Source organism: Ensifer sp. ENS10 (assembly GCF_014852025.1).
Taxonomy (GTDB): Bacteria; Pseudomonadota; Alphaproteobacteria; order Rhizobiales; family Rhizobiaceae; genus Ensifer.
Genome location: NZ_JACVAS010000014.1, coordinates 44,924 through 64,379, shown reverse-complemented (window position 1 = coordinate 64,379; position 19,456 = coordinate 44,924). Strand labels below are relative to the sequence as shown.

Genomic DNA, 19,456 nt, shown 5'->3' with positions numbered 1-19,456 from the left:
TGGGATCGCGGGTTCGATTCCCATCAAGGCGAGGGACTCGCAGTCGGTTTGCCGCCGTGTCGCTTGGGCAAGCGCCTCTCGTGGAGAGCGGGCACTAGTTACCACGGTGCCTGACAGCGGCACTGCGACAAAAACCGGACAATGGACCGTCGCCGTTGCGGTTATGACTCATGCACTAACCGCATAGTAGCCATTCGTTGCGCTAGCCGTGCCGAATCCCGCTCTGGGAGGTCGGAAGTTGCTACCCGGAGTCAATAATCAATAACCAAGATGGTAGACGTCCGCCCGGCGGACTGGTCGCGCGCGACCAATTCCCACTAGCAAAGATCCCAGACGCGATGACGCTGCGCGAACGCTCGGATTTGATAACGTCAGTCGCGAGTGGGCTTGTGGCGACCGCCGAGAAGCCGCAGGAAATCCGAAACGACAGATTTGCGGCGACCTTGATCGGTCTGGCTAGGATCATAAACGGCTGCGCTGGCGACGGTGTTGCCTGCCGCCAGGACTGGATCGTCGCAGTCGGAACCGACTTCAGCGAATTCGCCACAGCACCTCGGGTCCCGCCTCCCTAGAAATCGGCGACCTTACCCCAGGCAGATTTTCGGAAGCGGTCCGGATGGTACGCGCGTGGGTCGACGATTGGCTCGTCACCAGTGACGATGTCGGCGATCAGGTGACCGGCGCCGGGACCAATGCCGAAGCCGTGCCCGCTGAAGCCGGCGGCGAGGATGAACCCCGGTATGGCGGCGATTTCGCCGATGCCAGGCACACCGTCCGGCGTGCTGTCGATATAACCCGCCCATGCGGCGGTGATGCTGGTGTTCTTAAGGTCGGGCAGGAGGTCGAGCGCGCGCGAATGGGTGAGGCGAATAGTGTCTTTATCGACTGCAGGATCAAGGATACGCATGCGCTCCATTGGCGTCGGGGCATCGAGGCGCCAGCGAGTCAGGCTCTCGTGACCGGAACGGAAGCCTTCGGTGCCGCCGGGTGCAAGGCTGCGCCAGCGCCGGGCGAACATCGGCAGAAACTGCGGCGCGAAACGCAATTGCTGCGGCGTCGGATCGACACGGCCGCGGCCACTGATGGCGAGCGTGTAGCCGCCGTCCCCGCGGCGCGTCACCGAAACGGCGGCCGTATGCAGCGCATCCGGAAGGCGGATGGCGCCTGGCGAGACGGCCAGGATTGATGATCGGATCGCGGCTTGGGGAAAGCGGATGCCGAGCTGACGGCAGAAGGAGGAGGCCCAGGCGCCGCCGGCAAGGATCGCCGTCTTCGTGCGGATGGTGCCATGCTCGGTAACGACACCAGAAAGGCGACCGCCTTCTGTCTCTATGCCGCGGGCGGCGCAGGACTGATGCACGGTGCCGCCGAGCTTGAGGATCGCACGTGCGACCGCGGGTGCCGCACTTGCCGGATCGGCGGTGCCGTCGGTCGGCGAAAAGACGCCCCCCTTCCACGGCTTTCCGGTGGCGCGGCCGCGTTCGGTCGCCTCGGCTCTGTCGAGCATATACGTTGTGACGCCGAGCGCACGGGCAAAGTCGCGCCAGCGGGCCCAGCCGGCCAGTTCCTCTTCGCTGTTGCTGAGGTAGAACAACCCGCAGCGTCGGAAGCCGGTATCCTCGCCGCTCTCGGCGGCGAAACGCTCCCAAAGATCGAGGCTCTTCGTCGCCATCGGCAATTCGCGGGCGTCCCGGTTCTGCTGGCGGCACCAGCCCCAGTTGCGGCTCGACTGCTCCGCGCCGATCCGGCCCTTCTCCACGACGGCTACCTTTAATCCGCGGCGGGCAAGATAGTAGGCCGCAAACACACCGACAATGCCGCCGCCGATTACCACGGCATCGGCGTCTTCGGGCAACTGCGGCGTTGTGTCGATGAGTTTCAGCGGTGCGGGCATGGCGTGACCTCCGTTACGACCACAGTCTAACGGCTTTGGCGCAACGGCGTTGCCGGACTACGACTGCGCGCAGCACAAGATTCCGTATTGCGGGAGCAATGCCGCCCTTTCTGCTTTGGCCTATAATGCCAAACGAAATCGACACGACTCTCCAGTGTGTTAAGGTCATAGCTGGGAACGTCGCAGCACAATCTGCTGTTCCGTTGGCCACTTAGCAAGGGGAAGGCGCGCCATGAAACTCGACCGGATCGACATCAAGATTCTGTACGAACTGCAGAAGAATGGCCGCATCACTAATGTGGAACTCGCCGAATTGGTCAACCTGTCGCCGAGCCCCTGTCTGATGCGAGTCAAGAAGCTGCAGTCGGAGGGTTACATTGAGGGCTATTCGGCGCAGATCAACGTCAGCAAGCTCGGGCAGACCCTGACAGTATTCACCGAAATCACGCTGAAGAACCACCGGCAGATCGACTTTGCCCGGTTCCTGGCGGCGATAGACAAGGTCGACAACGTTATGGAATGCCATCTAGTGTCAGGAGGCTACGACTACCTTCTAAAATTCGTCACGGCCGGGATCGGCGAATACCAGACGATCATGGAGCGCCTCACCGACATGGACGTCGGCATCGACAAGTATTTCAGTTTCGTCGTCTTGAAGTCGCCGATAGTCAAGGTGCACATGCCACTGACCAGCCTGTTTCGGATGTAGGATCTTCGGATCGGTTTGCGCCGGCTTGCGCGGCCGACGCTTGCGATTTGGCCCGCTCCTCCGGTGCCTCACCCGACAAAGCATGATGTCGTCCGCGTCTCCTTCTGTCCGCATTCGGGCTGAGGCGATGACAGCAAGTTGGGATGAGCCGGCGCCTCAGCGCCGGCAATAGGCTCGCACGAGCTCCGGATCCTGTTCGAGCCCATCGAGCCACGTGGGATCGAGCCTCGGCACCGACGAGAAGAGCAGTTGCGAATATGGGTGTTGCGGTGTCTTGACCTTCGCCGGCGTGATTTCCTCTACCTTTCTGCCGCCATACATCACGACGATCTCGTCGCAGATCGCCTCCACCACGGAGAGGTCATGGCTGATGAAGATGTAGGAAAGACCGAGCTCGCGCTGCAATTCCTTGAGGAGATCGATGACGGCGGCCGCGACCACGGTGTCCAGTGCAGAGGTGATCTCGTCGCACAGGATCAGCTTCGGCTCGGCTGCGAGTGCGCGGGCGAAGTTAACACGCTGCTTCTGGCCGCCCGAGAGCTCCCCCGGGCGGCGATGACGCAGGTTGCGCGGCAGGCGCACCATGTCGAGCAGCTCGTCGATGCGTGCGCTGCGCGCCTTGGCATTCATGCCGTGATAGAAGGCAAGCGGCCGGGCTAAGATTTCCTCGACGGATTTCGCCGGATTAAGCGCCGTATCGGCATATTGGAAGACGATCTGCATTTCGCGCAGTTCATCGCGCGAGCGCGCGCGGGCGCTGCGGCCGAGTTCCTTGCCGTCGAAGACGATCTTGCCGACAGCGGCCGGCAATATGCCGGCGATGGTGCGCGCGAGCGTCGACTTGCCGCAACCGGACTCGCCGATGATACCGAGGTTGCGCCCCTTCTCCACCTTGAGACTGACATGCTCGACGGCGCGCACGAGGGGCAGGCCGTCGGCCTGGGCCTGGCCGTAGCCTGCGACAAGATTTTCGATTTCGAGCAGCGGGGCCGGACCACTTTCTGCCGCGCCCGCAGCGCCACGGGGTTTCGGCTCGAAGGCGGCGAGCAGCTCCCGCGTGTAGGGGTGCTTCGCGCCGTCGAGGATCTCTTTGGTGGTGCCGATCTCCTTAGTCTCTCCGCCTTTCAAGACGACGATGCGGTCGGCGATCTGGGCGACCACGGCGAGGTCGTGCGAGACGTAAACGCCGGCGATGCCGCCTTTCTTCATGACCGACTTGAAGGCGCGCAGCACCTCGATCTGCGTCGTCACGTCGAGCGCCGTCGTCGGCTCGTCGAAGATGACGAGCTTCGGGTCGCCGATCAGCGCCATGGCCGCAGAAAGCCGCTGCAACTGGCCGCCGGAGACCTGGTGCGGATAGCGGGTGCCAATCGTTTCGGGCTCAGGCAGCGACAACGCCCTGAAAAGCTCGACGGCACGGAGGCGGGCCTCGTCGGCGGACATAAGCCCATGAATTCGGGTGACCTCGATTACCTGGTCCATGATCGTGGCGGCCGGGTTGAATGCGGCGGCGGCTGATTGCGGAACATAGGTGACCTCGGTGCCGCGCACCCTGGCGCGCTGCTTTTCGCTCAGCGTCACCATGTCCTTTCCGGCGACGGAGACGCTGCCGCCGGAGATGCGACAGCCGGGGCGGGCGTGGCCCATCAGCGTGAGCGCGATCGTCGTCTTGCCGGAGCCGCTTTCGCCGATCAGCGCCACGATCTCGCCCTCGGCAATGTCGAAGCTGACGCCGTTGATGATCTCGACGCGTCGGCCGGAATCGGTGGTGGCTTCGACCTTCAGGTCACGGATTTCTACGAGATTGACCATCATTCGCTCCGATCGCGGATCTTCTTTGGCAGGTTGTCGATCAGCAGGTTGACGCTGATGGTGAGGCTGGCGATCGCAAAGGAGGGAGCCATCACCGCCGGTGCGCCAAAGGGCAGGCCGCCGATGTTTTCGCGCACAAGAGCCCCCCAGTCGGCATAGGGCGGCTGGACGCCAAGGCCGAGGAAGGAGAGGCCGGAGAGCAGGAGAACGATGAAGACGAAGCGGATGCCGAGGTCGGCAAGTACCGGTCCGACGATGTTCGGCAGGATTTCCGAGCGGATCAGATAAAGGGTACTTTCGCCTCGGATGCGGGCGACGGTGATGAAATCCATCGCGTTGATGTTGACGGCAAGCGCGCGGGCGAAACGGTACGCGCCGGGGATATAGATCACCGACAGCGTCAGGATCAGCACGGGAATGGAGGAGCCGACGGCAGCGACGATCACAAGGCCGAACAGCTTGCTCGGGATCGAGCTGAGGGCGTCGAGGAAGCGGCTCAGGACCGTGTCGAGCCAGCCGCCGGCGACCGCTGCGATCATGCCGAGCATCACGCCGCTGAAGCAGGCGATCGTAACTGCCGCAAGCGAGATGCCGACCGTGTAGCGGGCGCCCATCAGGATTCGCGAGAGCATGTCGCGGCCGAGATAATCGGAGCCGAGCCAGAAGTCGCGGCTCATCGGGCCGAAGTAATCGAGGTCGACAATTTCGCCGACAGGGTAGGGGATGATCAGCGGCGCGAAGATCGCGATCAACACCCATAAAAGGATGACCGAGAGACCGACCATGCCGATGATGTTGAAGCGATAGCCGAGCCGGGTTCCGGAAATCCGGTCAGACTTGGTCTCAGAACTGGTCATTGTCATCGGAGCCTCGGATTGGAAAGAATGGCTATGATATCGGCGGCCGTGATCAGGAGCAGGTAGCCGAGGCAGAAGATCATCGCGCAACTCTGGATCAGCGGCAGGTCGCGAGTGGCGACGGCGTCGACCATCAGCTTGGCAATACCTGGATAGTTGAAGATGGTCTCGACAATGATGACGCCGCCGAGCAGGTATGAGAGCGAAAGCGCGACCGCGTTGACAATCGGGCCCAGAGCGTTCGGCAGCGCATGCCGAAACACGATGCGCGGCCGCGAGGCGCCCTTGAGCAACGCCATCTCCACATAGGGCGTGTTGAGCGTCTCGATCACCGCTGCCCGGGTCATGCGGATCATTTGCGCCGAGATGACGAAGGTAAGGGTGATCACCGGCATGGCATAGATGCGCAGGAGGTCTGTCAGCGAGGTGACTTCGTTCGCGAAGGAGAGCGCCGGTAGCCATTTCAGGTAGACGGCGAAGATTAACACCGCGGAGGTCGCTATCATGAATTCCGGCACTGAGATGACGCCGATCGTCAACACGGTGACGGCACGGTCGTACAGCGAGCCACGTAGCATCGCCGCGGTGATGCCGAGCGTCAGCGCGATCGGCACCGAAAAGAGCGCGGTGACGCCCGCGAGCTGCAGCGTATTGATGAAACGCCCCCCGATCAGATCCGCGACCGGCATCTCATTGGCATAGGAGGTGCCGAGGTCGCCCTGCAGCAAACCAACGATCCAGCGCAGGAAACGGAAGATCGCCGGGTCGTCGAGATGCATGGCCTTGCGCAGACCTTCGACTGCCTCCGGCGTGGCGGCCTGGCCAAGCAGGATCGTCGCTGTGTCTCCCGGCAGGAGCGTCGTGGCGAAGAACACGGCGAAGGAGACGATCACCAGCGTGATCAAGGCGATGAGCAATCTGCTCAGCACGAGTGATAGGACACGGTTGTTCACGCGCGTTCCCTTTCGGCATTCGAGATTTCAAACCAAAAGGGTCAGAGCTGCAACCGAGGGGCTGCAGCCCCGACCGTTCGCCTCATCAGGCTTCGAGCCAGACATATTCCGCGAAAGCATAACCCATCTGGCCGCCAAGCGGGTTGGCTTCCAAGCCCTTGAGCTTGGCGGTGATCGCGTCGACGTTGGAGATATAGGCCGGAATGATGGTGCCGGCTTCGCTTGCGACCATCACCTGCATCTCGTTGTAGATCGCCTTGCGCTTCTCCTGGTCGAGCGAGCCGCGCGCCTCGATCAGCATCTTATCGAATTTCTCCGACTTGTACTGGCTTTCGTTCCAAGGCGCTTCCGTAGTGTAAAGCAGCGAGAACAGGATGTCCGGTGTCGGGCGCGGGTTGATGTTGCCGAAATGGATCGGCGCCTTGAGCCAATAGTTGTCCCAATAGCCGTCGGCCGGTACGCGCTGAACGTCGAGCTTCAGTCCGATCTCGGCAGCGGAAGCCTGGATGATCATGGCCATATCGATCGACGAGTTCGCCGCCTCGGATGCGATCACCGGGATCGACTGACCGAGAATGCCGGCCTTCTCGAAATGGAATTTCGCCTTTTCCGGATCGAACGCCCGCGGCTTCAGGTCGGCATTGTGGTAGAAGTTTGCCGGGGAAACCGGCTGGTCGTTGCCGACTTCTCCGAGGCCGCGGAGCGCCGACTTGACGATCTGCTCGCGGTTGACGAGGTACTTCATTCCCTCGACGAAGTCCCGTTTGCTGCCGGGCTCCAAGTCCATGCGTATGTTGAGATTGGTGTAGTTGCCGGAGGTGGTTTTCGAGAGTACGAAGCCGTCGCCTTGGGCCTCGACCAGGCGCATCGAGCGCGGATTGATCGTAGCGGCGAGATGGATATCGCCCGAGAGCAGTGCGTTGACGCGCGAGCTATCGTCGCTGATCGCGAAGTACTCGAAGGAGTCGACGTTCGGGCCGGACTTCCAATAGTTCTTGTTCTTGATGCCGACCGAGCGCACGCCGGGCTCGAAGACTTCTCTCACGAATGCGCCGGTGCCGTTGCCCTTGGAAAAATCCGTCGTGCCATCGGCGACGATCATGAAGTGGTGCATCGACAGGATGGTTGGCAGGTCGGCGTTCGGATTTGCGAGCGTGATCTCGACCGTCTGCTTGTCCACAGCCTTGAAGCCCGTCATCTGCGCGGCGATCTTCGCGACCTTCGAACCGACGGATGGATCGAGATGGCGTTTCAACGAGAAGACCACGTCCTCGGCGGTCAACGGCTTGCCGTCGTGGAAAGCGACGCCGCTCCTCAGTTTGACCGTCCAGGTCTTCGCATCCTTGGACTCGATCGCTTCGGCGAGCTCCATCTGCGGGGTGCCGCTCTTATCGAGGAAGGTGAGACGGTTGTAGAAGGAGCAGCACCGGACATAGTCGGTGGAGAGCGATGCCTTGGCCGGGTCGAGCGTGTCGGCGGTCGAGGACGACCAGCCGGCCGCTTTGAGCGCGCCGCCGGAGACCGGCGTTGCGGCAACCGCGTTGGAGGCGCGGCCGAGCACTAGACTGCCGGCGGAGAGGGCAACGCCACCGGCGAGCATCATCTGCAGCAGTTCACGGCGCGTTGCTCCGCGGCGGATGGCGTTTTCGACCATGGCGTCGTCGGATCTGGTCCAATTAATGATTTTGTCGTTCATGTCATTCCCCTTTTCGTCTGTTGGTGGGCTGCCCGTCTTCCGTGGGCTTAGACCCATCCGGTGAACTGGTCAGCTACGTGCGACGGCCGCGGCATCGGCAAGGCCGGTCATGGAGGTGAAGTGGTAGTCGGGTTCGGTGAACTCGGCCGGCTCTATGGTGCCGCCGTAACCTTTCTGCCCGTGGCGCCGCTCGATCCAGCAGTTGGTCAGCCCAAGCTTCCGCGAAATGCCGATGTCGTGGTACTGGCTCTGGGCGACATGCAGGACGTCGTCCTTCGAATTGCCTTCCGAGCCGACGAAGTCGAAAACCTTCTGAAAGAAGGCGGGGTCAGGTTTTTCGGTACCGGTATCGTCGGCGGTGAAGGCGGCGTAGAAGGGATCGCCCAGTTCCTTGGCGAAGAAATCGAATGCCCAGCGGCGCGCATTGGTCATAGCAACAAGCCGGTAATTCTTCGCAAGGCGCTCCAGCGCTTCGGCGCTGTCTTCGAAGGCCCTCCAGTTCCCGGCGGAGTCCCTGAGACGCTCGCCATATTTCCGCTCAGTCGGAAGGCCGAGCTTCGGCGCGATTTCGAGATAGACGCGCACCAGATCGTCCGGGAAGAGGTCGGCGTCCTTGGAGTAGCGCGCCGCGCGGTAGAGGCTGAGCGCCTCCTCACCATCGATGGCGACACTGGCCTCGGCGGCGATGCCGGCGAGGCAATCCTTGAGGCCGCCCTCGAAGTCGATCAGCGTGCCGACGACGTCGAAGGTCATGTATTTGAATTCGGGCAGGCTCTTGTGCACATCGATTCCCCAGTTTTTTCGCGTCCCAGGTCGGAACGCCGACTTCATGAAGAAGAATATTCTGTTCCCGTCGGCGGGATGTTTTCCCCGCTCTTGCTGGAAAGGCCGCATATGCTGGGATCCGGCCGCTTCCTTGATTTGAGTTTGGCAGTTGCGCCGCGCCGGAGTCTCCGAAAGGGCGCCGTGGCGCGGCACAAAATTTCGAATATGGCGGTTCCGCGATATATCGCGTCAGTCGTCCATCAGGCCCTCAAAGCCTGGCGAACATCCGGGTCTTCCAAGGTCTCGTCCAATGTTTGGCGGGTGCGCTCGACAATCGCGTCGATCTCCGCGGCGGTGCAGCAGAGCGGCGGCGCATAGCCGAGCACGCCATTGGCGAAGGCGCGGATGACGAGGCCGTTTTCCCAGGCCCGGTCGAAGATGCGGCGCGCCGGCTCCGCGGCCGCCGGCAAAGGGGTCTTCCTCGACTTGTCGACGACGAGCTCGACGGCGGCCAGCATGCCGCGGCCGCGCACATCGCCGACAAGGGGATGGTCCCTCAGGCTTTCGAGACCTTCCATCAGCCGTGCACCGGCCGTGACGCCGTTTTCCAAAAGGCCGTTCTCGTAGAGCCTCAGCACCTCGAGGCCGACAGCGGCGCTGACCGGATGTGCCGAATAGGTGTAACCGTGGCCGACGGCGGAAGCGCCGGCGCCGTCGGCAATCGTCTGATAGACGTGGTCGGCCATGAACACGGCCCCCATCGGCACATAGCCGGACGTGAGACCTTTGGCCGTGGTTATGAAGTCCGGCACGATCTCGTCCTCGGTAGAGGCAAAGAGCGGTCCGGTGCGACCGAAGCCGGTGATCACCTCGTCTGCAACGAAGAGGATGCCGAGCTCGCGGCAGAGTTCGCGCATCGCCTTCATCCAGCCCTTGGGTGGCACCAGCACGCCGCCCGAGCCCTGGATCGGCTCTGCATAGAAGGCAGCGACACGCTCGGGGCCAATTTCCCCGACCTTGCGCCGGAGAGCGGCCAGCGACGCCTCGATGATCGCCTGCGGGCTCTCTCCCACCGGATTGCGGTAGGCATAGTGAGACGGAATTTTGTGTTGCCAGTCGAAGGGAATGCCGAAGCCGGCGTGGAAGGCCGGCAGCGCCGTCAGCCCGGCGCCGACCGTCGATGAGCCGTGATAGCCTTGCTCGACCGAAATGAACTGATCGCGTTGCGGCTGGCCGCGGGCAATCCAATAATAGCGGATGAAGCGGATCGTGCTGTCGACGGCGTCGGAGCCGCCGAGCGTGAAATAGACGTGGTTGAGATCGCCCGGCGCGCGCTCGGCGAGTTCCGAGGCGAGGCGGATCGCGGGCTCGGAGCCGAGCCCGAAATAGGCCGTCGCATAGGGAAGCTCGCGCATCTGCCGGGCGGCCGCTTCGACGATCGCTTCGTGGCCATAGCCGGCATTGACGCACCAAAGGCCGGCAAAGCCGTCGATCAGTTGCTTGCCCGAAGCGTCGGTGACCGTCGCGCCTTTTGCCGAGGCGAGTACGCGCACGCCGAGTTTTTCATGGCCGCGATAGGAGGCGACCGGATGGATGAGGTGGGCGCGATCGAGTTCGATGAGGGAATTGCTGTACATGATGATCTCCGGATCAGCCGAGCGCCTGATTGGCGAGGGCGAAGGTGGTAGCGGCCGGGTCGGCGGCGCGGTGGATCGGGGGCTTCATCATGGCGATACCCCCGCCGACATGGGCGAGTCCTTGCTCGGCAAGCCAGAGAGAAAGGCCGGTCTCGGCAGTGGTATCGAGCCTGATGAACCGGCCGGTTCGCGTGGACATGAAGTGGGCCACGAGCGCCTTGGCGTCTTCGAGACCTTTAGCGACGACGGGCCCAATGGCCTCGCCGCGGCCGAAGGGGCGGATGCCGCCGAACCCGCAAACGCGCCCGTCCCGGCGGATCACCGCAAAGTTGCCGACCTTCCCGAGATAGGCAATCATCCCTTCACGGTCGGCGCCGAAGGCGAGGCGGTCGAGCGCGACGATCGCTTCGATGTCGGCCGCGGCCGCCTGTTCCGTTTGCCCAGGCTCGGCGATTGCTCTGACGATGCCCTGATGCTGCAACACGCGACCCGTCTCGCGGAAGCCGAGCCTTTCGTATAGCGGCAGGCCCTCAGTCGTTGCCACGAGTCTGAGCGGACGATCGGCCGCTAGCCGCAACGCGGCGTCCATTAGCTTGCGACCGAGGCCGCGGCCGCGCATGGCCTCGTCGACGATGACCATGTTGATCGTTGCACAGTCGGACTTGTAAGGGGTGACGAGTACAGTGCCGACGACCCGGTCGCCCTCAATCGCGACGACGCCTTGGCTCAGGGTCAGCGCCATCTGCCAATCTTCAAGGCGATGTGGCCAGCCGGCCTGCCGGGATAGCTTGACGGCGGCTTCCAGATGCTCAGGTCCGAAGGCGGCAATATCGATCTGACTTGTCTGCATGGCATTTCCTTCAATTTCTGCCCGCAAGTCTGAAGGAGTGCCGGCCGGCAGATCGTCTGAAGGCTTTGGCTTGCGCGGTATCTTATAGCTTTGCACCTGCCGGTCGCCGCATCTTATGCTGGCAGGGAAGAGCGCTGGGAGGGCGCCGGGGCGGAAGGGCGCCGTTGACCACCAGCAGCCACACAACCTTCTGCCAAAGCCGGCGCTCGATACGATAGATTCTGCTTCGAACGCCGCCAAATCAGGCGAGGCGATGGGAGTCGCAGCGCCTATGATCCTCACAGAATACCTGGTCACGTTCTTTCAAGGATACGCACATGACGACGTTCCGTCCGAAATACATCACCTTCGACTGCTACGGCACGCTGACGAACTTCCAGATGGCGGAAGCGGCCCGCGACCTCTATCAGGAGCAGCTCGACGAGGCGCGCATGGCTGAATTCATCAAGAATTTCGCGGCCTACCGCTTGGACGAGGTCCTGGGCGCCTGGAAGCCCTATGCCGAGGTGGTGCACAATTCGCTGGAACGGACCTGCAAGCGCAACGGCATTAAATTCCGCGATGAAGCTGCGAAGATGGTCTATGAGCGCGTGCCGACATGGGGGCCGCATGCGGACGTGCCGGCGGGGCTTGCCAAGGTCGCCAAGGAGATCCCACTGGTGATCCTGTCGAATGCAATGAATTCACAGATCATGTCGAATGTCGAAAAGCTTGGCGCACCCTTCCATGCGGTCTACACCGCCGAGCAGGCGCAGTCCTACAAACCGCGCTTTAAGGGCTTCGAATACATGCTGGATATGCTCGGCTGTGATCCGCAGGACATTCTTCACTGCTCGTCCTCCTTCCGCTACGACCTGATGTCGGCGCACGACCTCGGCATCAAGAACAAAGTCTGGGTCAATCGCGGTCATGAGCCGGCCAATCCCTACTACGGCTATGTCGAGATAGCCGACATCTCCGGCCTGCCGGGCGTCGTCGGTCTTTAGAAAAGGCAGTGCGCCATGAAGTTCCTGTCCTACTGGCATGATACGGCCCCGGCCTTTGCCGGAGCTGCGCAAGGCCCGGTCGATGGCCATTACGACGTCGCCGTGATTGGCGGCGGCTTCACCGGCCTCAGTGCGGCCCGGCAGCTTGCCAGGGCCGGGGCGAAGGTCGTCGTGCTGGAGGCCGAGAAGATCGGCTGGGGCGCCTCCGGCCGCAATGGCGGACACTTGAATAACGGGCTCGCCCATAGCTATCTTGCGGCCAAGGCGGAACTCGGCGGGGAGCGGGCGATTGCGCTCTACAAGGCGTTCGACGATTCAGTCGACACGATCGAGGCACTGATCACCGAAGAAGGTATCAACTGCAACTTCCGCCGCGCCGGCAAAGTGAAGCTTGCCTCGAAGCCCCAGCATTTCGAGGCGATCGCCCGCAACTTCGAGGCGGTCAACGCGGAGGTCGATCCCGATACGGCGCTTCTCAGCGCCGAGGATCTGAAGCAGGAGGTCGGCTCGCCCTTCTTCGGGGCAATGCTCTCGAAGAAGAGCGCGATGATGCATATGGGGCGGTATGTCGTCGGCCTCGCCGAAGCGGCTACGCGCCATGGCGCCATGGTTTTCGAGAGCGCGGCCGTCACCGAGCATCGCCAGGCGGGCGGCCGGCACACATTGAAGACCCCCCGCGGCAGCGTCACCGCGGATGCGGTTCTTGTCGCCACCGGCGCCTACACGCCTTCGATCTTCGGTTATTTCCGCCGCCGCATCATCGCCGTCGGCAGCTTCATCATCGCCACCCGACCGCTGACAGCGGCGGAGATCGGGGCGACAATGCCGGGTAGCCGCACCTGTGTCACGTCGATGAACATCGGTAACTATTTCAGGCTCTCGCCCGACAACCGTCTGATCTTCGGCGGCCGCGCGCGCTTCTCGGCGACATCCGACCAGCGTTCGGACGAAAAAAGCGGCGCGATCCTCAAGGCGAGCCTTACCGCGATCTTTCCGCAACTCGCCAATGTCGAGATCGACTACTGCTGGGGCGGCCTCGTCGATATGACCAAGGACCGATTCCCCCGCGCCGGTTATCAAGACGGCGTTTGGTACGCCATGGGCTATTCCGGCCACGGGGCGCAGCTTTCGACGCATCTCGGCATGATTATCGCGGATGCGATCCTCGACCGGCCGGACCGCAACCCGCTGAAGGGTCTCGAATGGCCGGCCGTGCCCGGGCATTTCGGCAAGCCTTGGTTCCTGCCGCTCGTCGGCATGTATTACAAGATGCTGGACAGGATCCAGTAGACAACGCGGGGGTAGGAAGAAGGGCGCGGACCGGACAGGTCCGCGCCCTTCTTTGTTTGGATGATCTAGCCTGGCGTGCCGCGTCAAGTGTGCAACGGTCTTGCAATAGAGCTGAAGCGCCTCGCGCGCGCTTGAGAGCGGGATGAAGAAACACGGGCGGCTTTTCGCGCGCATCCCGCTCTACTCCCAGAGCCGATCACGTTTTAGGCTTCGATTCGACCCAAGATCGTCGTGACCTACGGCGCGTCGCGTTCAATCGAATCACGCGACGCGCCGTAGATCCCTTGTTTGTGCCTGCCGTTTGTCCCAAAAGCCGCGGCACACTTTTGGGCAACATGCATTAATCCAGTCCGCCGATGTGGAAGCTCTTCATCTCGAGATATTCCTCGATGCCGACCTGGGCGCCCTCGCGGCCCAGGCCGGATTGCTTGACGCCGCCGAAGGGGGCGACTTCGGTGGAGATGGCGCCGGTGTTGAGGCCGACCATGCCGAATTCGAGTGCTTCCGCCACACGCCACGAGCGTTTCAGGCTCTCAGTGTAGAAATAGGCAGCCAAGCCGAAGGGCGTGCCGTTGGCGATGGCGATTGCCTCCTCCTCTGTCTCGAAGCGGAAGAGCGGTGCGACTGGACCGAAGGTCTCTTCGCTGGCAAGCAGCATCTCGGTGGTGGCGCCCGTGAGCACGATCGGGGCCTTATATTGTCTCCCCTCCGGCACCGACCTGCCGCGCGCCGCAAGCTTCGCGCCCTTGGCAAGCGCGTCCTCGACGTGGCGGTCGATCTTGTCGATCGCCGCGTCATTGATCATCGGTCCGATCGCGATGCCGGGTTCCGTACCGGGGCCGACCTTCATTGCGTTAACGCGTGCGCCGAGCTTCTCTGCAAAGGCGTCATAGACGCCGGCCTGCACCAGGATGCGGTTTGCACAGACGCAGGTCTGGCCGCCATTGCGGAACTTGGACGCGATCGCGCCTTCGACCGCCAGATCAAGGTCGGCGTCGTCGAAGACGATGAAGGGGGCATTCCCGCCGAGTTCGAGCGAGAGGCGCTTGACGCTGTCGGCCGCGCCTCTCATCAAGAGAGAGCCGACGCGCGTCGAGCCCGTAAAGGAGATCTTGCGTACTGTTTCGTTCGCCATGAACTCGTTGCCGATTGCGGTCGGCATGCCGGTGACGATGTTGATCACGCCTGCGGGAATGCCGGCGCGCTCTGCCAGAACTCCGAGGGCGAGCGCTGAAAAGGGCGTGAACTCCGAGGGCTTGATCACCACCGTGCAGCCGGCCGCCAAGGCAGGTGCCACTTTGCGGGTAATCATTGCGTTCGGGAAATTCCACGGCGTCACGATCGCGCAGACGCCGACCGCCTCTTTCAGAACGACGATGCGCCGATCGGCCGTCGGAGAGGGAATGGTGTGGCCGCCGATGCGACGAGCCTCCTCGGCGAACCATTTGACGAACGAAGCGCCGTAACGGATCTCGACGCGCGCCTCGTCGAGCGGCTTGCCCTGTTCCATCGTCAAGAGCAGAGCCAAATCCTCGAGGTTTTCGATCATCAGCGCATACCAGCGCTCAAGTAATGCGGCCCGTTCGGCATGCGTCTTCTTCTTCCACGGTCCGAAGGCGGCATTGGCGGCTTCGATGGCGGAGCGCGTTTCCTCTTCGCTCATGTCCGGAATGGTGCCGAGGCGCGTCCGGCTAGCGGGGTCGAAAACGTCGACGATCTTACCCGAGGCTGCGGCCAGCCAGGCTCCGTCGATGAGGCCCTCTTGCCGGAAAAGTTCCCTGTCGTTCAACTTCATGATTTCTCTCCTCTAAAGATCAGTTGAGCGCGGCAAGCACCGCCGCCTTAATCGTTTCGGTTTTGTCTTTGCCCGGCACGGTGCCGATCCCGCCGGCGGTCGTTCTTTCGAGCGCGGTCATGACAATGCGCGCGGCTTCACTTTCTCCGAGGTGGTCCAGCATCATCGCGCCGGACCATATGGCGGCGATGGGGTTGGCGATCCCGAGATGGGCGATGTCGGGTGCGGAGCCGTGTACCGGCTCGAACATCGACGGGGCGCTTCGATCGGGGTTGATGTTGGCGGAAGCCGCAAAGCCGAGCCCGCCCTGGATGGCGGCACCGAGATCAGTCAGGATGTCGCCGAAGAGGTTCGAGGCGACCACGACATCGAGGCTCTCGGGCGCCATGACCATGCGGGCGGCCATCGCATCGATGTGGTAGCTCGTCACCTCGACATCCGCGTATTCGGCGGCGAGCTCTCGCGTAATCTCGTCCCAGAACACCATGGAGTATTTCTGGGCGTTGGATTTGGTCACCGAAGCGAGCTTGCCCCGGCGTTGTCGCGCCTGCTCGAAGCCGAAGCGCAGGATCCGTTCGACGCCCGTGCGCGTGAAAATCGAGGTCTCGACCGCGACCTCATCGCCCGTTCCCTGATGCACGCGGCCGCTGGCGCCGGAATATTCGCCTTCGGTATTCTCGCGGATGCAGAGGATGTCGAAATTGTCCGCCTTCAACGGACCTTGGACGCCCGGCAGCAGCCGGTGCGGGCGGATATTGGCATATTGCACGAAGGCCTTGCGGATCGGCAGGAGCAAGCCGTGCAGTGAGACGGAATCTGGCACTTCCGCGGGCCAACCGACGGCGCCGAGCAGGATCGCATCGAAGCGGCGCAAGATCTCTATGCCGTCCGTCGGCATCATCGCGCCGGTTTCCTTGTAAAAGGCGCAGGACCACGGAAAGGGCGTGCCGGTGAGCGAGAAGCCGGAGTGCCTGGCAACGGTCGAAAGGACCTGCCAGGCCGCATCCGTTACGTCCTGGCCAATGCCGTCGCCGGGGATGAGTGCGATCGAATAGGATTTCATGGAGGCCTCCCTATAGGCTGATGAGCACGCTCTTGCTCTTGCGGTTGGCGTGATAGGCCTCGCGTCCGAGATCTTTGCCGATGCCGGAGCGCTTATAGCCGCCGGTCGGCAGGATGTGGTCGCGTGAACGATTGTAACGGTTGATCCAGACGGTGCCTGCCTGGAGTCGCCGCGTCAGCCGCAGCGCGCGCGACAGGTCGCGGGTGAAGAGGCCAGCGGCCAGGCCGTAGGTCGGGTGATCGGCGAGTGCCAGTGCCTCCTCTTCGTCGGCGAAGGTCTGCATGGTCAGGACAGGACCGAAGATTTCTTCGGTAATCGCTGGCGAGGAGCTGTCGCGAACGGCCATCAACGTCGGTTGATAGAAATAGCCCGGCGCATCCATTGGGGCGCCCCCGAACAGGCATTCGCCGCCCGCCGCAACGGCAGCCTCGACGATGCCGTCGATGCGGTTCAACTGGCGCTTCGAGATGATCGGCGAGTACCCGCTCGCCTCATCCCAGGTCGGACCCGGCTTCGCCGCCTTCATGTGCGTGACGATCGCCTCGGCGAGCGGCGCAGCAACGCTTTCCTCCACGATCAGACGGGAGCCGGCAACACAGGCCTGGCCGGCATTCGAAAGCATGCTCTGGGCGATCGCGGCGGCAGCCTTGTCGAGGTCCGCGTCGGCGAATACGAGTTGAGGACTCTTCCCGCCGAGTTCAAGCGTCATGGGCTTGACCCCGGTGCGGGCGATATTGGCCATGATGGCCGAGCCGGCGCCGGTCGAGCCGGTGAAGCTGACCTTGGCGATGTCCGGATGGCCGGTGAGGGCAGTGCCGGTCACCGGACCGTCGCCCAGCACGATATTAACGAGACCGGCCGGCAGGCCGGAGCGGATTGCAAGCTCGGCAAGATAGACGGTCGAAAATGGCGTCATTTCGGAGGGCTTCAAGACGACGGCATTGCCGGCGGCAAGCGCGGGGCCGAGCTTCCAGGCGGCCATCGAAACGGGGAAATTCCACGGAGTGATGGCGCCTACGACACCATAGGGCTCGGTCATCACCATGCCGAGATTGTTGTCATCAGTCGGCACGAGGTCGCTGCCTTCCTTGTCGGCGAATTCTGCGAAAAAGCGGATCTGCTCGGCGCTGACGGCGATATCGCCGGCGATCAGGTGTCCGACCGGTCGGGTCGAGGAAAGCGCCTCGAGCCTGGCGAGGGTTTGCGCCTCGCTTTCGATCAGGTCGGCCCAGCGCTGCAGCACGACTGTGCGTTCGCGCGGACGCACGCCGCCCCAGTTGCTCGTCTTCAGCGCATTCTTGGCGGTTTCGACGGCGCGGTCGACGAGTGCCTTACCCGCGAGCGGGCAGCCCGCATAGGCCCTGCCGTCGGACGGACGATGCATGTCGATAACGCCCTCGGCAGGGATCAGCCGGTCGCCGATGAAGTGCCCTACGGGCAGGGGAAGAGTGTCGGGGTCAAAGCTGAGAGTCATAGCGGGTCCTCGGATAATCTCATGCGAGGCTACCGGAAGAACGCGAGCAGCATGCATCGAGTGGCGATGCGGCGACGGCGGAAAATTACGTTTTCGGTGACGAGACAGCGAAATCTTCGGAGGATGAGATGGCCGGTCGGTGACGTATCGGCGATGCGCTGGAGCAATCCGAGGGGCACGAGAAAGCGATTGCCGGGCTTGAGCAGCGACGACACGCCAGAAAGCCGCGAGCGTGCCGTGGTGGGCGAGGATGCCGGTTGCCGGCAAGTTTCCGCCGAAACCAGTTTGAGCGCGATCCGAGGGAGATAGGCCTGTATCAAGGGGCCCTCGATCGGATCGCGCTGCGGGCACTACATGACCGTTACGTAGATCTTACGTACGGTCTCGATCGTCTTCCAGACACCGACAAACCCCGGCTTCATGACGAAGCTGTCACCGGCTTTGTAGACGACCGGCCTGCCGCCTTCCGGCGTGAGTTCGACGACACCGGAGAGGATATGGCAGAATTCGAATGTCTCGCCCTTAATCGAGCGCGTCTCTCCGGGTGTCGCCTCCCAGACGCCTGTATGGATCATCTCTCCCCGTGCCACGTCTTGAGCCCAGGTCTTGAAGGAGGGACTGCCGGAGATCAGGCGTTCCGGAAGCGGACCGGACTCGCGCGGCGGGAAAGAGGGATTGGTGTCGATGTTCTTCAAGAGGGACATGGGTCTCCTTTCCTAGGATTGAGAGCTTAATAGCCGCGGCGGCGATCGATGAGCCCGATGGGATCAAGTCCGGCCCGATGACGCTTGATGTTCTCGATCACGGCCTCGGCGGCTGTTTCTGGTTGGGTGACGCTTGCTATGTGCGGCGTCAGCAGGATTTTTGGGTGGCTCCAGAGGGGATGACCCGTTGGCAGCGGTTCGGGATCGGTGACGTCGATGACGGCGGCGGAGAGATGGCCGGTGTCGATTGCCTCGAGAAGTGCCTGGTGATCGAGCTGCGGACCGCGGCCGACATGAACGAGCGCCGCACCGGTCGGGAGCTTGGCGAAGAGGGCGGCATTGAGAAAGCCGCGCGTCTCGTCGGTTAAAGGCAGTAGACAGATGAGGATGTCGGTATAGCCCAACAGATGGTTGAGACCGTCAGTACCGTGCAGGCATCTGACACCCTCGAGTTGGCGCGCGCTGCGGCTCCAGCCGGATAGCGGAAAGCCGAAGGGCTGCAATCGTTCGAGCACCGCGGTGCCGAGCATGCCGAGGCCGAGTACGCCGATGCGGCGTTCCGACGCTTGAACCGGTGAAATGGCCCGCCAATGTTCGCTGCGCTGCTGGTCCAGATAGGCCGGCAGGTTGCGATGAAGCGCGAGCACGGCAAGTGTCACATATTCCTGCATCATCCGGACGATGCCGTCCTCGATCATGCGCACGACCTTCACATGCGGCGGCACGGCCTCGATGCGGAACTGGTCGACGCCGGCGCCAATCGAGAAGAGGATTTCAAGGTTGCGATAGCGCGAGAGATCTTCGGGAACCGTCCAGGTGATCAGGTAGCGCACCGCATCCGGATCGACCGCCGCCGCATCCTTGGCGAAAGGAACGTCCGCAAGCTCACGCGAAAAGGCTTCGGCGAAAATCGCACCGCGTTTTGCGTCGGAATTGAAGAGGAAGGTCATCACGCGTCTCCTTCTTCATGC

General features: G+C 62.7%; 16 protein-coding genes. 3 read left to right on the top strand and 13 right to left on the bottom strand.

Translation table 11 applies throughout. From position 1 onward, the window contains the following. Positions 1 to 568 precede the first annotated feature (568 nt). Positions 569 to 1,894 carry an FAD-binding oxidoreductase gene (locus tag IB265_RS32370; protein WP_057249967.1) on the bottom strand — a complete coding sequence of 442 codons (1,326 nt, stop codon included), beginning with the start codon at positions 1,892 to 1,894 and terminating at the stop codon, positions 569 to 571. Positions 1,895 to 2,126: 232 nt separating this feature from the next. Here IB265_RS32370 and IB265_RS32365 point away from each other — a divergent pair, with 232 nt between their 5' ends. Continuing rightward, entirely contained in the window at positions 2,127 to 2,603 is a 477-nt protein-coding gene (locus IB265_RS32365) for an Lrp/AsnC family transcriptional regulator (protein WP_057249969.1), read from the top strand. A 156-nt stretch (positions 2,604 to 2,759) separates the two neighbouring features. Here the strand turns inward: IB265_RS32365 and IB265_RS32360 are convergent, their stop codons facing one another. The 7 genes from IB265_RS32360 to IB265_RS32330 all read right to left on the bottom strand — a co-directional run bounded on the left by IB265_RS32360 (position 2,760) and on the right by IB265_RS32330 (position 11,173). Then, positions 2,760 to 4,415, bottom strand: a complete 1,656-nt coding sequence (locus tag IB265_RS32360) for an ABC transporter ATP-binding protein (protein WP_192495789.1) — start codon at positions 4,413 to 4,415, stop codon at positions 2,760 to 2,762. Continuing rightward, a complete protein-coding gene (locus tag IB265_RS32355) occupies positions 4,415 to 5,278 on the bottom strand; it encodes an ABC transporter permease (RefSeq protein WP_057249972.1) in 864 nt (287 codons plus the stop codon). Before IB265_RS32355 ends, IB265_RS32360 begins: the two co-directional genes overlap by 1 nt. Further along, positions 5,275 to 6,225 carry an ABC transporter permease gene (locus IB265_RS32350; RefSeq protein ID WP_057249974.1) on the bottom strand — a complete coding sequence of 317 codons (951 nt, stop codon included), beginning with the start codon at positions 6,223 to 6,225 and terminating at the stop codon, positions 5,275 to 5,277. Before IB265_RS32350 ends, IB265_RS32355 begins: the two co-directional genes overlap by 4 nt. Positions 6,226 to 6,310: 85 nt before the next feature. After that, complete coding sequence (locus tag IB265_RS32345) at positions 6,311 to 7,921, bottom strand: ABC transporter substrate-binding protein (protein ID WP_057249976.1); 1,611 nt, start codon at positions 7,919 to 7,921, stop codon at positions 6,311 to 6,313. Positions 7,922 to 7,990: 69 nt separating this feature from the next. Further along, on the bottom strand, positions 7,991 to 8,704 hold the full coding sequence (locus IB265_RS32340; RefSeq protein WP_057250150.1) for an HAD-IA family hydrolase: 714 nt from the start codon (positions 8,702 to 8,704) through the stop codon (positions 7,991 to 7,993). A gap of 242 nt (positions 8,705 to 8,946) precedes the next feature. Further along, the gene (locus IB265_RS32335) at positions 8,947 to 10,323 is read right to left on the bottom strand and encodes an aspartate aminotransferase family protein (protein WP_057249978.1); all 1,377 of its coding nucleotides are present in this window, start codon (positions 10,321 to 10,323) and stop codon (positions 8,947 to 8,949) included. Between the two features lie 13 nt (positions 10,324 to 10,336). Next, positions 10,337 to 11,173 carry a GNAT family N-acetyltransferase gene (locus IB265_RS32330; protein WP_112995762.1) on the bottom strand — a complete coding sequence of 279 codons (837 nt, stop codon included), beginning with the start codon at positions 11,171 to 11,173 and terminating at the stop codon, positions 10,337 to 10,339. A gap of 317 nt (positions 11,174 to 11,490) precedes the next feature. Here IB265_RS32330 and IB265_RS32325 point away from each other — a divergent pair, with 317 nt between their 5' ends. Both IB265_RS32325 and IB265_RS32320 read left to right on the top strand, forming a co-directional pair. Beyond that, a complete protein-coding gene (locus tag IB265_RS32325) occupies positions 11,491 to 12,159 on the top strand; it encodes a haloacid dehalogenase type II (protein ID WP_057249982.1) in 669 nt (222 codons plus the stop codon). A gap of 15 nt (positions 12,160 to 12,174) precedes the next feature. Beyond that, a complete protein-coding gene (locus tag IB265_RS32320) occupies positions 12,175 to 13,449 on the top strand; it encodes an FAD-binding oxidoreductase (RefSeq protein ID WP_192495788.1) in 1,275 nt (424 codons plus the stop codon). 340 nt (positions 13,450 to 13,789) lie between these two features. On the opposite strand, the gene IB265_RS32315 is transcribed toward IB265_RS32320, so the two are convergent. The 5 genes from IB265_RS32315 to IB265_RS32295 form a co-directional block, all read right to left on the bottom strand. Beyond that, complete coding sequence (locus IB265_RS32315) at positions 13,790 to 15,244, bottom strand: NAD-dependent succinate-semialdehyde dehydrogenase (RefSeq protein ID WP_057249986.1); 1,455 nt, start codon at positions 15,242 to 15,244, stop codon at positions 13,790 to 13,792. A 19-nt stretch (positions 15,245 to 15,263) separates the two neighbouring features. Further along, positions 15,264 to 16,307 (bottom strand): tartrate dehydrogenase, encoded by a 1,044-nt coding sequence (locus IB265_RS32310; RefSeq protein ID WP_192495787.1) that lies wholly within the window; start codon positions 16,305 to 16,307, stop codon positions 15,264 to 15,266. A 10-nt stretch (positions 16,308 to 16,317) separates the two neighbouring features. Next, complete coding sequence (locus IB265_RS32305) at positions 16,318 to 17,781, bottom strand: aldehyde dehydrogenase (protein WP_192495786.1); 1,464 nt, start codon at positions 17,779 to 17,781, stop codon at positions 16,318 to 16,320. Positions 17,782 to 18,131: 350 nt separating this feature from the next. Continuing rightward, positions 18,132 to 18,485 carry a cupin domain-containing protein gene (locus tag IB265_RS32300; protein ID WP_057249992.1) on the bottom strand — a complete coding sequence of 118 codons (354 nt, stop codon included), beginning with the start codon at positions 18,483 to 18,485 and terminating at the stop codon, positions 18,132 to 18,134. Between the two features lie 26 nt (positions 18,486 to 18,511). Continuing rightward, entirely contained in the window at positions 18,512 to 19,435 is a 924-nt protein-coding gene (locus IB265_RS32295) for a glyoxylate/hydroxypyruvate reductase A (protein ID WP_057249994.1), read from the bottom strand. Positions 19,436 to 19,456 lie beyond the last annotated feature (21 nt).

Coding starts and splice junctions, on each gene's coding strand:
- IB265_RS32330 (WP_112995762.1), bottom strand. CDS start 11,173: ATGCAGACAAGTCAGATCGATATTGCCGCCTTCGGACCTGAGCATCTG.
- IB265_RS32305 (WP_192495786.1), bottom strand. CDS start 17,781: ATGACTCTCAGCTTTGACCCCGACACTCTTCCCCTGCCCGTAGGGCAC.
- IB265_RS32295 (WP_057249994.1), bottom strand. CDS start 19,435: ATGACCTTCCTCTTCAATTCCGACGCAAAACGCGGTGCGATTTTCGCC.
- IB265_RS32325 (WP_057249982.1), top strand. CDS start 11,491: ATGACGACGTTCCGTCCGAAATACATCACCTTCGACTGCTACGGCACG.
- IB265_RS32360 (WP_192495789.1), bottom strand. CDS start 4,415: ATGGTCAATCTCGTAGAAATCCGTGACCTGAAGGTCGAAGCCACCACC.
- IB265_RS32345 (WP_057249976.1), bottom strand. CDS start 7,921: ATGAACGACAAAATCATTAATTGGACCAGATCCGACGACGCCATGGTC.
- IB265_RS32365 (WP_057249969.1), top strand. CDS start 2,127: ATGAAACTCGACCGGATCGACATCAAGATTCTGTACGAACTGCAGAAG.
- IB265_RS32320 (WP_192495788.1), top strand. CDS start 12,175: ATGAAGTTCCTGTCCTACTGGCATGATACGGCCCCGGCCTTTGCCGGA.
- IB265_RS32315 (WP_057249986.1), bottom strand. CDS start 15,244: ATGAAGTTGAACGACAGGGAACTTTTCCGGCAAGAGGGCCTCATCGAC.
- IB265_RS32300 (WP_057249992.1), bottom strand. CDS start 18,485: ATGTCCCTCTTGAAGAACATCGACACCAATCCCTCTTTCCCGCCGCGC.
- IB265_RS32310 (WP_192495787.1), bottom strand. CDS start 16,307: ATGAAATCCTATTCGATCGCACTCATCCCCGGCGACGGCATTGGCCAG.
- IB265_RS32370 (WP_057249967.1), bottom strand. CDS start 1,894: ATGCCCGCACCGCTGAAACTCATCGACACAACGCCGCAGTTGCCCGAA.
- IB265_RS32335 (WP_057249978.1), bottom strand. CDS start 10,323: ATGTACAGCAATTCCCTCATCGAACTCGATCGCGCCCACCTCATCCAT.
- IB265_RS32355 (WP_057249972.1), bottom strand. CDS start 5,278: ATGACAATGACCAGTTCTGAGACCAAGTCTGACCGGATTTCCGGAACC.